12 protein-coding genes are annotated in these 11,729 nt (G+C 41.8%); 7 read left to right on the forward strand and 5 right to left on the reverse strand.

Features of this window, described 5'->3' with window-relative positions:
- Positions 1-312: 312 nt before the first annotated feature.
- A complete protein-coding gene (locus ACQ93I_RS03340) occupies positions 313-837 on the reverse strand; it encodes a gamma carbonic anhydrase family protein (protein ID WP_431697134.1) in 525 nt (174 codons plus the stop codon).
- A gap of 136 nt (positions 838-973) precedes the next feature.
- Here ACQ93I_RS03340 and ACQ93I_RS03345 point away from each other — a divergent pair, with 136 nt between their 5' ends.
- A complete protein-coding gene (locus ACQ93I_RS03345) occupies positions 974-1,600 on the forward strand; it encodes a DUF4403 family protein (protein WP_423819857.1) in 627 nt (208 codons plus the stop codon).
- An 87-nt stretch (positions 1,601-1,687) separates the two neighbouring features.
- Here the strand turns inward: ACQ93I_RS03345 and ACQ93I_RS03350 are convergent, their stop codons facing one another.
- Positions 1,688-2,182, reverse strand: a complete 495-nt coding sequence (locus tag ACQ93I_RS03350) for a hypothetical protein (RefSeq protein ID WP_431697135.1) — start codon at positions 2,180-2,182, stop codon at positions 1,688-1,690.
- A gap of 195 nt (positions 2,183-2,377) precedes the next feature.
- Here ACQ93I_RS03350 and era point away from each other — a divergent pair, with 195 nt between their 5' ends.
- From era to ACQ93I_RS03380, 6 genes are all read left to right on the forward strand, one after another.
- A complete protein-coding gene (gene era, locus ACQ93I_RS03355) occupies positions 2,378-3,268 on the forward strand; it encodes a GTPase Era (protein ID WP_266068489.1) in 891 nt (296 codons plus the stop codon).
- A 160-nt stretch (positions 3,269-3,428) separates the two neighbouring features.
- The gene (gene der / locus ACQ93I_RS03360; protein ID WP_266068490.1) at positions 3,429-4,733 is read left to right on the forward strand and encodes a ribosome biogenesis GTPase Der; all 1,305 of its coding nucleotides are present in this window, start codon (positions 3,429-3,431) and stop codon (positions 4,731-4,733) included.
- A gap of 88 nt (positions 4,734-4,821) precedes the next feature.
- Entirely contained in the window at positions 4,822-7,590 is a 2,769-nt protein-coding gene (locus ACQ93I_RS03365) for an outer membrane beta-barrel protein (protein ID WP_431697136.1), read from the forward strand.
- A 679-nt stretch (positions 7,591-8,269) separates the two neighbouring features.
- Positions 8,270-8,413 carry a hypothetical protein gene (locus ACQ93I_RS03370; protein ID WP_431697137.1) on the forward strand — a complete coding sequence of 48 codons (144 nt, stop codon included), beginning with the start codon at positions 8,270-8,272 and terminating at the stop codon, positions 8,411-8,413.
- 215 nt (positions 8,414-8,628) lie between these two features.
- Positions 8,629-8,961, forward strand: a complete 333-nt coding sequence (locus ACQ93I_RS03375; protein ID WP_431697138.1) for a transposase — start codon at positions 8,629-8,631, stop codon at positions 8,959-8,961.
- An 8-nt stretch (positions 8,962-8,969) separates the two neighbouring features.
- Positions 8,970-9,800: an IS3 family transposase gene (locus tag ACQ93I_RS03380; protein ID WP_431697139.1), complete on the forward strand. Its 831-nt coding sequence runs from the start codon at positions 8,970-8,972 to the stop codon at positions 9,798-9,800.
- Between the two features lie 91 nt (positions 9,801-9,891).
- Here ACQ93I_RS03380 and ACQ93I_RS03385 read toward each other — a convergent pair whose 3' ends face one another.
- From ACQ93I_RS03385 to ACQ93I_RS03395, 3 genes are read right to left on the reverse strand one after another with little or no spacing between them, the layout of a single operon-like run.
- The gene (locus tag ACQ93I_RS03385; protein ID WP_431697140.1) at positions 9,892-10,686 is read right to left on the reverse strand and encodes a TPM domain-containing protein; all 795 of its coding nucleotides are present in this window, start codon (positions 10,684-10,686) and stop codon (positions 9,892-9,894) included.
- Positions 10,686-11,120 carry a TPM domain-containing protein gene (locus ACQ93I_RS03390; protein ID WP_423819852.1) on the reverse strand — a complete coding sequence of 145 codons (435 nt, stop codon included), beginning with the start codon at positions 11,118-11,120 and terminating at the stop codon, positions 10,686-10,688. Before ACQ93I_RS03390 ends, ACQ93I_RS03385 begins: the two co-directional genes overlap by 1 nt.
- Before the next feature lie 11 nt (positions 11,121-11,131).
- On the reverse strand, positions 11,132-11,728 hold the full coding sequence (locus ACQ93I_RS03395) for a LemA family protein (RefSeq protein ID WP_266070443.1): 597 nt from the start codon (positions 11,726-11,728) through the stop codon (positions 11,132-11,134).
- Position 11,729 lies beyond the last annotated feature (1 nt).

An 11,729-nucleotide genomic window follows, 5' to 3' on the forward strand; every position in this document is an offset into this window, starting at 1 on the left:
AAGATCATTCCGAAGTAGTCCAAAAGTCAGTAAGGGAAGCGGCTGGGAAACTATATAGTAGTTAAAACATCAAAAAAATGTCTCTGCGGATTCCCAAAAGTGAAACTTATAGAGAAATTTTATTCTCTCTAAGCTCTTCTCTGGCACTCAATTTGCTCTAAAGTACGAAAAATGGTTATATGTCAAAAAGGGATATCATAAAGCTTATTAATAACTCTCATGTGAGGTTAATTGCGTTATTTCTTTTTGCGGCAGTGGCGGGAATCATTCTTATTCTTTCTCTTCACCGGCTGTGGTCCTTATAAGCTGTATCTATTCCACAGGCTTTCCATTGAACCAGGTGCTGTACATGATGTAATTAGCAGCGGTTTTTTCCAGGTTGGCAATTTGAGCTTCAGATAATTTTTTCACCTTTTTTGCAGGGATTCCGGCGTAGATGTGGCCGGCTTCACATACTGTTTTTTCCAATATAACGGCTCCTGCAGCAATTATGCAGCCTTCCTCAACTATGGCATCGTCCATCACAATAGCTCCCATTCCAACCAATGCACGATCTTTGATGTGGCAGCCGTGAACTATCGCCCTGTGTCCAATCGAGACATCGTTTCCTATAGTTGTTGCTGCTTTTTTATAGGTGCAGTGAATAACCGCCCCATCCTGGATATTGGTTCTGTCTCCAATGTGAATTGAGTTGACGTCCCCTCTTATTACGGCAGTGAACCAAACTGAACAATCCCTGCCTAAAATGACATCTCCAACTATGGTCGCATTTTCAGCAATAAAACAGTTTTCGCCTATTCGGGGGCTTTTTTCTTCTACGGGTAAGATAAGTGGCATAACAAACATTTAGTACGATAAAGTTACGAAACAAGCGGGGTTTATCTGCTGCCTGGCCATAATTTTAAGCTCTTTTCATCTGAGTTGATTTGAAAAATAAATTTTACTATCTTCTGTTTTCCTGAACCAGAGAATTATGGAAGAGAATATTCCTGATAATAAGTACAATGTGGTTTTGCGCCTGCCGGTGAGAATTGATTACCAGGTGCTTGAAAACTATCTGCAAAAGAAACTACAGGGAAAAATCCTTAGTAAGGGAAAAGCCGATGGTGAAACCTCCGATCATGCCAGAATTCGCAACATTAACCTGCGAAAGAGTCATTTAGAAGATTTTGATTTGGCTGTGCATGTACAGCTAAGCCTTCTCACCACATTATTCAAAAATAAAGAGATCACCGCCGTTGCCCATCTTTCTATTCAGTTTCGGGAAGCAGAGCAGGAGGTGCTTATCAGTCATTTTAAGGTAGAAGGAGAAAATGATGGCTGGTTTGTGAACAGGCTGGTAGAGGCACTTATCAATAATTTTCTGTATTCTAAGCTCAAATCGAAGATGAAGTTTGATATTCGGCCTGTTGTTAAAGTGCAACTTGAAAAAATAAATAACAAGTTGGCCGATGCGCTAGAACTTACCGATGGGATTAATGTCACCGGAAAAATAAACGAATTCCGGATTCAGGAAATTATTGCAGGCCAGAGAAAATTACTGGTTTCTGTAAGTATCTTGGGGAGCAACGTGCTTAATGTTGAAAATATTGACTTTTAAAATATAAAGAGGTTCCCAAAATACCTTTTTTGGATACTATGGGAACCTTTGTTTTTGCTAAAGCTTCAGTGTAGCCCTATACTGTGGTTACATCTCCTGGCTGTTGCTGTCAATTAAATTCTTGCGAATTTCATCGTGCTTGTTCATCATTTCTTCATGCTCACTCCTCATGCTGCTGTGCTCATCCATCATAGTCTGGTGCACTTCTTTCATTTTAGAGATCTGCGCTTTCATTTCTGAACTGCTCAAATTTCCGAAGTTATCCTTCAGTTCGCGGTGTCCTTCCATATATTCTTTATGCCCGGCTAAAAGTCCTTCGTGTTTCTTGATGATCACTTCATTCTGGGCCATTTGATCATAATAGGTAGAGTCCGATACCTGCATGGTGTCCAGCTGTTGCATAAGGTCCTGGTGATTTTGCTTCATCCTTTCGTGGGTAGATTGAAATTCTGAATTTACCTGCGCAATGCTGTCATTCTGGGTCATTAATTCATCAAATTCTTTTGAAAGGTTCTCTTTTTCATTATCTCCACATGAAGCCATAAGTGCCATGCTAAAGATTAAAATCATAAATTTTTTCATTATTTTCTAATTTTGTGGGTTAGTACCTTTAAAAATACAAAAGATAGGATTTACTTCTTGTAATTATCTGTTAAAAGGGAAGTTGGGTGAAGATGGTGAGAAAAAATTATCTTCTAAATTATAAGAGCAGGTTCAAATTTTTGCCACTGGTTGCCTGCTTTATAATTGAGTATCTTTGCAAAGAAAAATTGAATTATGGCACATAAAGCAGGATTTGTAAATATTATAGGAAACCCAAATGTGGGTAAGTCTACGCTAATGAACGCCTTTGTGGGCGAAAAACTGAGTATCATTACCTCCAAGGCGCAAACTACACGACACCGTATTTTGGGAATAGTGAATGGAGAAGACTTCCAGGTGATTCTTAGTGATACGCCGGGGATCATTAAACCGGCTTACCAGTTACAGGAATCGATGATGGATTTTGTGAAGTCGGCTTTTGAAGATGCCGATGTCCTGGTGTACATGGTTGAAATAGGCGAAAAGGAATTAAAAGATGAAGCCTTTTTCAACAAGATCATCAATTCTGAAATACCTGTTTTATTACTTCTGAATAAGATCGACAAATCCAATCAGGCTGAACTGGAAGAACAGGTGCAGCTTTGGAAGGAAAAAGTTCCCAATGCCGAAATTTATCCTGTATCTGCACTTCAGGGATTCAATGTTGCCGAAGTATTTAATCGCATAGTAGAATTCCTTCCCGAATCTCCTGCCTTTTACCCTAAAGACACCCTTACCGATAAGCCCGAGCGTTTCTTTGTAAACGAGATCATCCGCGAAAAGATTCTGATGCACTACAAAAAGGAAATTCCTTATAGTGTAGAGATCGATACCGAAGAATTCTTTGAAGAAGAAGAGATCATTCGCATGCGTAGCATTATCATGGTAGAGCGGGAAACTCAAAAAGGGATCATTATTGGCCATAAAGGCGCAGCTTTAAAAAGAGTGGGCGTAGAGGCTCGTAAAGACCTTGAGAAATTCTTTGGGAAGCAGGTGCACCTTGAGCTGTATGTGAAAGTGAATAAAAACTGGCGAAGCGATATAAAACAGTTGCGACGCTTTGGCTACTCTGGAGACAAGAAGTAAATCTGCCTTTTTTGACAGGTTAATAATTTTTCAGGTGGAGGGGGCAATCCTTTATCAAAGGATTTTCCTCTCTGTAATTACTGAAAATTAGGCAGCTGTAAGTACAGGGCATTTGTTTTAAATCCCCTAATTTTGCACTCTTATTTAAGAGAATATATTTATGAGCAGTATTGTAGCTATTGTAGGACGACCTAACGTTGGGAAATCTACCTTTTTTAACCGGTTGATCCAGCGCCGTGAAGCCATTGTAGATTCGGTAAGTGGAGTAACCAGAGACCGGCATTATGGAAAGACCGACTGGAATGGCCGCAATTTCTCTGTAATTGATACCGGCGGATATGTGCTGGGAAGCGATGACGTTTTTGAAGCCGAGATTGATAAGCAGGTAGAACTTGCTATTGGTGAAGCCGATGCCATTATTTTTATGGTAGATGTTGAGACCGGCGTCACACCTATGGATGAAGACGTGGCACAATTGCTTCGGAAGGTGAACAAACCTGTATTTCTTGCTGTAAATAAAGTAGATAATTCCAAACGGCTTGAAAATGCTGTAGAATTTTACGCTCTTGGACTTGGGGAGTATTTTCCAATTGCCAGCACCAATGGTAGTGGTACAGGAGAATTACTCGATGCCCTTGTTGATGCCCTGCCCGAAGATACCCGCCCCGAAGAAGCCGAGTTACCCCGCTTTGCAGTGGTGGGAAGGCCCAATGCAGGGAAATCTTCGTTTATAAATGCCCTTATTGGAGAAGATCGTTATATAGTAACCGATATTGCCGGAACTACGCGCGACTCTATTGATACAAAATACAACCGCTTCGGATTTGAATTTAACCTGGTTGATACCGCCGGGATACGCCGCAAATCTAAAGTAAAGGAAGATCTTGAATTTTATTCGGTAATGCGCTCGGTTCGGGCTATTGAACACTGCGATGTGTGCTTAATAGTCATGGATGCTACCCGTGGTTTTGATGGGCAGGTGCAAAATATTTTCTGGCTTGCGCAGCGCAACCGTAAAGGTATCGTGATCCTGGTAAACAAATGGGATCTTCTGGAAAAGGAGACCAATACCATGAAAGAATACGAGGCCAATATTCGCCGCGAAATGGAACCTTTTACCGATGTGCCAATCGTCTTTATGTCGGTACTCACTAAACAGCGAATCTTTAAGGCCATAGAAACTGCAGTTGAGGTCTATAATAACCGAAGCAAAAAGATTAAGACCAGTGAGCTTAACGAGATAATGTTGCCTATAATAGAATCATATCCGCCGCCAGCCTATAAAGGCAAGTACGTGAAAATAAAATTCTGTATGCAGCTGCCTACGCCACAGCCCCAGTTTGCTTTTTTCTGCAATCTTCCGCAGTATGTGAAAGATCCGTACAAAAGGTTTTTGGAAAATAAATTGCGGGAGAAATTTGATTTCAACGGTGTGCCGGTATCGGTGTACTTCAGGAAAAAATAGTACGTGATGTAACTTTTGCCCTTTTTGGGAGTCCAATAAATGCTGTTACCTAAAGTAGCAGCATTTAATATTTAAGACCTCCCTTATAATGAAGTATTTTTTCTTCCTATGCCTGCTCCTAATCTCTTCAGGTGCAATGGCTCAACAATTCTCTATCTCGGGTAAAATTGTAGATGCAGAAACTCAACTCCCTTTAGAATCGGCTACACTATTTGTTGAAAAGGTGCAGGACAGTAGCCTTGTTTCCTACACTATTTCCAATAAAGTAGGAGAATTTGTAATTGAAGGTTCCGGGAAAATGGATAGTTTAAGGTTAGTGGGCACGTACAACGGCTACGATCCGCTTACCCGATTAATAATCCTGGAGCAGCCAAATATAGCTTTGGGACAGCTAAAAATGCATGTGGCCAACAACATGCTGGGAGAGGTTACCGTAGTTTCTCAAAGAGCTCCTGTCACTATAAAGTCGGACACCCTTGAGTTTAATGCAGGTTCCTTTAATACCAGGCAGGATGCTAACCTTGAGGAGGTGATGAAAAAGCTTCCGGGGGTCGAAGTAGATGCCCAGGGAAATATTACCGTCAATGGGAAACCTGTTTCCCGTATCCTCGTAAACGGAAAAGAATTCTTCGGAAATGATCCCAAGATCGCCACTAAAAACCTTCCGAAGGAGATTATAGATAAAATACAGGTAGTGGATACGAAAACCAAATCTGAAGAATTCACGGGCAAAGCAGGAAACCCCGATGATAAGACCATCAACGTAACCATTAAGGAAGATAAGAACAAAGGATATTTTGCACGCGCAACTGCAGGTGGGGGGACAGATGACAGGTACGAGTTAAGCGGAATTGGAAATTATTTTAAAGACGATATGAGGCTGAGTGTACTGGCCAGCTCCAATAACATTAATTCTTCGGGCTTCTCTTTTGATGAGGTTTTTGACATGATGGGGGGCAGGGCGCGCAGCGTCTCCTTTAATCGTAACGGTAGCTTCAGCATTAACGGGAATAGTTTTGGCGGCAGCGGTGGTATCACCAAAAGTGAGACTGCCGGCTTCAATTTCACTAACGACTGGGATAAAAAATATGAACTGACTGCCGATTATTTCTTCGGAAAAAATGACACCGAAACCTATTCAGTGGTAGAGCGGGAGACTTTTCTTCCCAATAGTACTTTCTTCACTAACTCTGAATCTTCAGGAAACATGGTGAACGAAAGTCACCGGGCAAACCTGGCTTTTGAGGTAGAACTCGATACGCTAACCAGGATCTCGGTAAGGCCATCGGTAAATATCAATAATGGATTTTCAGATCGCAACAGCGTTTCAGAAAGAATGGAAGGGGCCTCTCAACTCCTTTCCAACACCTTTGATAATGAAGAATTGTACAGCAGCAACTTCCGTAATAGAATAGATTTTATCAGGAAGTTTGGCAGCCGCGGGGCCTATTTGCAAATTGATTTTAACAACCGGAACGAAAAGCAGGAAAGCGAGAATTTCTTTTATTCCGAAAAGTTTACCGTAGAAGACGGCACCACCACAGGCACTGCGATACAGGATCAGTTCATTGATGAAGATAACAGCTCAGATGAATATGAGGCGGGAATCACCCAGCGCTCTGTTCTTGCCGATAAGCTTTTTCTTGATCTTTCTTACGATTTCTCTGTGCTCAACCTTTCCAATACCCGTTCTGTTTACCAGTTTGACGAAGACAGCGGTGAATATGACCTTTTAGAAGAAGAACTCAGCAACGACTTTGAGGTGACGAGTTACAAGCATATCCCAAATGCCGGACTTAATTACGAAGGCAAAAAATTAAGGGGAGGATTTAACCTGGGACTTCTAAATACATCTCTTGAAAATGAGGATTTCCTGGTAGAGAGCTCCTTTAAGAAAAATTACAACGAGCTTTTTATGGAAGCCGACATTAGGTATGAGATCACCCGTGGTAAATCATTTTACTTTAGGTATCGTACAGATAATAACATCCCATCAATTTCACAGTTGCAGCCGGTGCCCAACCTCACCAACCCACTGAACATCATTGTGGGAAATCCCGAACTCGATCCAACCTACTCCCAAAACCTGAATTTTGGGTACCATAACTTCGACTTCGCCACCCGCAGCGGAATGAATATCTATGCGTCGGCAACATTTTACGACAACCAGGTGGTGCCTTATTCAATTACTGAAGACCTTATAACCACCACCACTTACAGGAACCTGGATGGAGGTTTGACTTCCTATGCCGGAGTTTTCTATTCAAAGCGATATAAAAAGGAAAAGCAGGAGTATAACTATCGCGTTGGTCTTAACGGAAATTATAACCGGCAGTTAGGATTTTCAAATGGTACCCGCTATAAGGCAGATCGTTTTGGAGCTAATCCTTCATTGAGGCTGGGCTATAATTATGAAGAGGTTATCGAGATCAATCCGCGGTATGAGCTAAGTTATGTCAACACGCAGTACGGTATTAACAACAACAGGGAAGAAGAGTATGTGAATCATACGGTGGCCCTGGAAGCGACAACATACTGGCCCAAAAATGTGGTTTTTGGCAATGATTTTTCCTTTAATTCCTACGGAAATGTTGCGCCTGGGTTTGATGATACCTCACTTTTATGGAATATGAGCCTTGGCTACAAATTCCTGAAAGACGATGCCACATTAAAGCTGAAGGTTTACGATTTGTTAAATGAAAATGTGAGCACCTCCCGTACCACGGGCGAAGATTTTGTGCAGGACACCCGCGAACTCATCCTTGAACAATATTTTATGCTTAGCTTCACCTACAAACTAAGTAAGTTTGGAGGAAAGGATCCAAACCGAAGAGGCGGAGGGATCATAAGAATGTAGAGGAAAGTAGAAGGTAGATCTTAGAAGTACGAATAAAAAGGAGGGGTTCAAAAATGCCATTTTTGAACCCCTCCTTTTTTAGTTTGCAGTTGTTAGTAAGCAGTAAATAGGAAGGTTAAATCTCAGCTGGCGCGGATTTACAATCCGTGCCGTCTACATATTGGAATTTTTTATTCGGAATTTGGTGCTTGAACCATTGCTGGCACAGATTTGCAATCCTGCCGTGCACTAAATCATCTTTCAACCTCCCAATATGCCGTCCCTCCGGGACTCTTCATGATTCGGGAACAAAATGCTATAAATATGCCGCCCCGCTGGGGCTTTCCATTGGAATTTGTTTTTTGGGATTTGGTGCTTAAAAATTGGTACTTGAAAATTGGAATTTGCACTATTGTTGGCGTGGATTTGCAATCGGTGCCGTGCATTAAATCATCTTTCAATTTTCCAATATGCCGTCCCTCCGGGACTCTTTATGATTCGGGAATGAAATGCTATAAATATTTCACCCGCTGGGGCTTTCCATTGGAATTTGTTTTTTTGGGATTTGGTGCTTGGAATTTGGTACTTGAAAATTGGAATTTGCACTATTGCTGGACTAGATTTACAATCGGTGCCGTGCATTAAATCATCTTTCAATTTTCCAATATGCCGTCCCTCCGGGACTCTTTATGATTCGGGAATGAAATGCTATAAATATATCGCCCTTTCAGGGCTCCTGATGTGGGTGGTGCTCTTTAATCCCGGGGTTGAAAACCCCGGCTACCAATATTTTGCCCCGCTGGGGCTTTCCATTGGAATTTATTTTTTGGGATTTGGTACTTGAAAATTGGAATTTGCAATATTGTTGGCGCGGATTTGCAATCCGTGCCGTGTGTAAACTTATTTTTTGGAATTAAGTGCCTGAACTATAATATTTGAATTTTCCTGACAACTGCACGTCCCTGATATAGGTTGACCATAAAATCAACTTACATGAAGTCAAATATTCGATTGCTCAGTAAACATCGGAAGTTCTCCGATGAGTTCAAAAGATAAATTGTGAATGATTATGAAAGTGGCAGGTACAGTGTATTTCAACTGTCTAAGCTTCACGGAATGTCACGGTCTATGATCTATAACTGGATTCATAAATTTTCTACCTTTAACGAGAAAGGATTTAGAGTCGTAGAAATGAAAGACAGTAGCAGTAAAAAAATGCAAGAGCTGGAGGCCAGGAACAAAGAGCTTGAAGCAGCTTTAGGACGTAAACAGATACAGCTAGATTATCTTGAAAAGATGATCGAGTTAGCTAAGTCAGAGCTTGATATCGACATTAAAAAAAACTACAGCACCCCACAATCAACTGGTTCAGGAAAAACAAAGAAAAAGTGAGTTATTTCATGAACCAACTCTATGAAGGCATTGGGATCAGTAAACAAGCTGTCCATCAATATGCTAGAAGACAAAGAATTTTTGATCATCGTTTGATGGAATTAATGTCTGAAGCTGATGATATTCGTAGAGATCATCCTGGTTGTGGGGTGGAAAAAATGTACTATACTTTAAAGCCTGATTTTATTGGGAGAGATCGTTTTGTAGAGACTTTTATGCAATTAGGTTATCTTCTCAAAAGAAAGAAGAATTATAGACGCACAACCATTGCCGGTAATATCTACTATCCGAATAAAATTAAAGGAATAGAGGTCAATGCACCTTCGGTGGTATGGCAAAGTGATATTACCTACTACCGGGTGGGAGATAAATTTTATTACGCAGTCTTCATTATAGATGTCTACACTAAGAAAATAGTTGGTTATGAAGTCTCTGATCACATGAGAGGAACAGCAAATCTGAAGGCTCTAAGAATGGCTCTAAAGAACAATAAAGCTCCGAAGATCCACCACTCAGATAGAGGAAGCCAGTATACTTATAAGTCTTACACTGAACTTTTAAAATCCCATACAACAACTATCAGCATGGCTTTAAGTGCACAGGATAATGCCTATGCCGAAAGGATTAATAGGACAATAAAAGAAGAATACCTAGACCACTGGAAACCACAAACCTTTAGCCAACTCAAGAACCAGGTGAACAAAGCAGTAAAAAATTATAACACCAAAAGATCCCATGATCATTTAGAGAAAAGAAACCCCGAAGAGTTCATTAGTTATTGGTCAACCCTCAAAACAGAAGAAAGACCAATTATTACTATTTTTGATAATGAAAATTAATATCTAAAACCGGTCAACACTAATCAGGGAAGTTCAAACTGACCAGTGATCACTGACCAGTGATCACTGAACCCTACTGCCTACTAAAAAATTACCATCCCCCGCCGGCACCACCGCCGCCAAAGCCACCGCCGCCGAAGCCTCCACCAAAGCCACCGCCGCCGCCAAAACCGCCTCCTCCGCCACCAAAGCTTCCACCGCCAAAGCCACCACGGCCAAGGCTGCTAAGCACCAGGATGTCGAGGAGTCCGCCGCCACGACGGAATCCGCCACGGCCACCGCCTCTTTTGTTGCGGGAACTAAGGATGATGAGAAAAACGATAAAAATGAGGGCCAGGACAATGAATCTTGGAGAAGCTCCATCGCCCGAAGCTGGTCGCGAACCTTCAAAAGTGCCGTTAAGCACCTGGAAAATTGCAGTTGTACCCGCATCTAATCCGCGGTAATAACTTCCGGAGCGAAATTCCGGAAGGATCACACTTTCAATAATTTGTTTTGAGAGGGCATCGGTAAGCGTACTTTCAATTCCGTAGCCTGTAGAGATCCAGATCTTGCGTTCGCTTTCGGCCAGTAAGATCAAAATTCCGTTGTCTTCTTTTGCCTGCCCCACGCCCCATTTATGAGCCCATTCGGCAGCATAGGTGCCAATATATTCCCCCTGCAGGGATTCTATTGTAGCAATTACTATTTGGGTGGAGGTAGTATCGGCGTAGCTAATAAGCTTGCGTTCTAAAGCCTGCTCTTCCTGTGGCGAGAGTACTTCGGCTTCATCATAAATACTGGTCTCTAAAGAAGGTCTTGCGGGAATGTCCCTTTGAGCATAGGTAGTAAAGCCGAGGCTGAAAAGGATGATTGTAAAAAGGAAATTCCGAAGTAAATTGTTCATTATTTGGATATTTTATCCGAAAGTTCATTGGTGTCATCTTCGCTCCAGGGAAAATGTTCCTGTAATTCCTTTCCGGCCATAAGGATTCCGTCAATGAGACCTTGTTTAAATTCCCCATTTTTGAACCTTGAAGAAATGGCATCTTTGGTGGTTTCCCAAAAACCTTCGGGCACCACTTTATTGATCCCTTTATCGCCGTAGATCACAAACTGCCGGTCTTCAATGGCAACATAGATGAGCACCCCATTGTCTTCTTTGGTGTTATCCATCTTTAACAAATGAAAAACCTCCATTGCACGGTCCCAGATTTTGCCCTTGCTGGTTTTCTCAATATGTACCCGAATTTCTCCTGAAGTTTTATTCTCGGCCTCTCTAATGGCTGCTACCACTTCGGCTTCGTCTGCTTCGGAAAGAAACTCTTCTATTTTTGACATTTTTGGAACTTTTAGAAATCAAAATCTACTTCGGGTGCGTTTTCTGAACCTGGATCGGCTTCAAAAAGAGGCATTCTTTCAAAACCATACATGCCTACAATAAGGTTGTTAGGAAACTTCCTGATGTAGGTGTTGTAATCCCTTACCTGTTCGTTGTAACGGTTTCTCTCTACGTTAATTCGGTTCTCTGTGCCTTCAAGCTGTGACTGTAGCTGCTGAAAATTTTGTGTAGCCCGAAGTTCCGGATATCTTTCAACGGTAACGAGCAATCGCGACAAAGCTGAAGAAACTTCTCCCTGTGCCTGCTGAAACTGCTGAAGGTTCTCCTGGGTGATATTGCTGGCATCTACATTTACAGAAGTTGCTTTTGCCCGGGCTTCAATAACATCGGTAAGTGTTCCTCTTTCAAAGTCTGCCGCACCTTTCACGGTATTCACCAGGTTTGGGATGAGGTCGCTTCGGCGTTGGTATGCACTCTCCACCTGTGACCAGGCTGTTTGTGCAGTTTCCTGCTTTACTACAGCATTGTTGTATTTTCCAACGGTTAACAGGTAAAGACCTAAGACAATAGCCCCAATGATCAATACGGGGACGAGCCACTTTTTCATA

It is taken from the genome of Salinimicrobium sp. WS361 (assembly GCF_050750585.1).
Classification (GTDB): domain Bacteria; phylum Bacteroidota; class Bacteroidia; order Flavobacteriales; family Flavobacteriaceae; genus Salinimicrobium.

Coding starts and splice junctions, on each gene's coding strand:
- era (WP_266068489.1), top strand. CDS start 2,378: ATGGCACATAAAGCAGGATTTGTAAATATTATAGGAAACCCAAATGTG.
- ACQ93I_RS03395 (WP_266070443.1), bottom strand. CDS start 11,728: ATGAAAAAGTGGCTCGTCCCCGTATTGATCATTGGGGCTATTGTCTTA.
- ACQ93I_RS03380 (WP_431697139.1), top strand. CDS start 8,970: ATGAACCAACTCTATGAAGGCATTGGGATCAGTAAACAAGCTGTCCAT.
- der (WP_266068490.1), top strand. CDS start 3,429: ATGAGCAGTATTGTAGCTATTGTAGGACGACCTAACGTTGGGAAATCT.
- ACQ93I_RS03340 (WP_431697134.1), bottom strand. CDS start 837: ATGCCACTTATCTTACCCGTAGAAGAAAAAAGCCCCCGAATAGGCGAA.
- ACQ93I_RS03370 (WP_431697137.1), top strand. CDS start 8,270: ATGAAATGCTATAAATATATCGCCCTTTCAGGGCTCCTGATGTGGGTG.
- ACQ93I_RS03345 (WP_423819857.1), top strand. CDS start 974: ATGGAAGAGAATATTCCTGATAATAAGTACAATGTGGTTTTGCGCCTG.
- ACQ93I_RS03390 (WP_423819852.1), bottom strand. CDS start 11,120: ATGTCAAAAATAGAAGAGTTTCTTTCCGAAGCAGACGAAGCCGAAGTG.
- ACQ93I_RS03385 (WP_431697140.1), bottom strand. CDS start 10,686: ATGAACAATTTACTTCGGAATTTCCTTTTTACAATCATCCTTTTCAGC.
- ACQ93I_RS03365 (WP_431697136.1), top strand. CDS start 4,822: ATGAAGTATTTTTTCTTCCTATGCCTGCTCCTAATCTCTTCAGGTGCA.
- ACQ93I_RS03350 (WP_431697135.1), bottom strand. CDS start 2,182: ATGAAAAAATTTATGATTTTAATCTTTAGCATGGCACTTATGGCTTCA.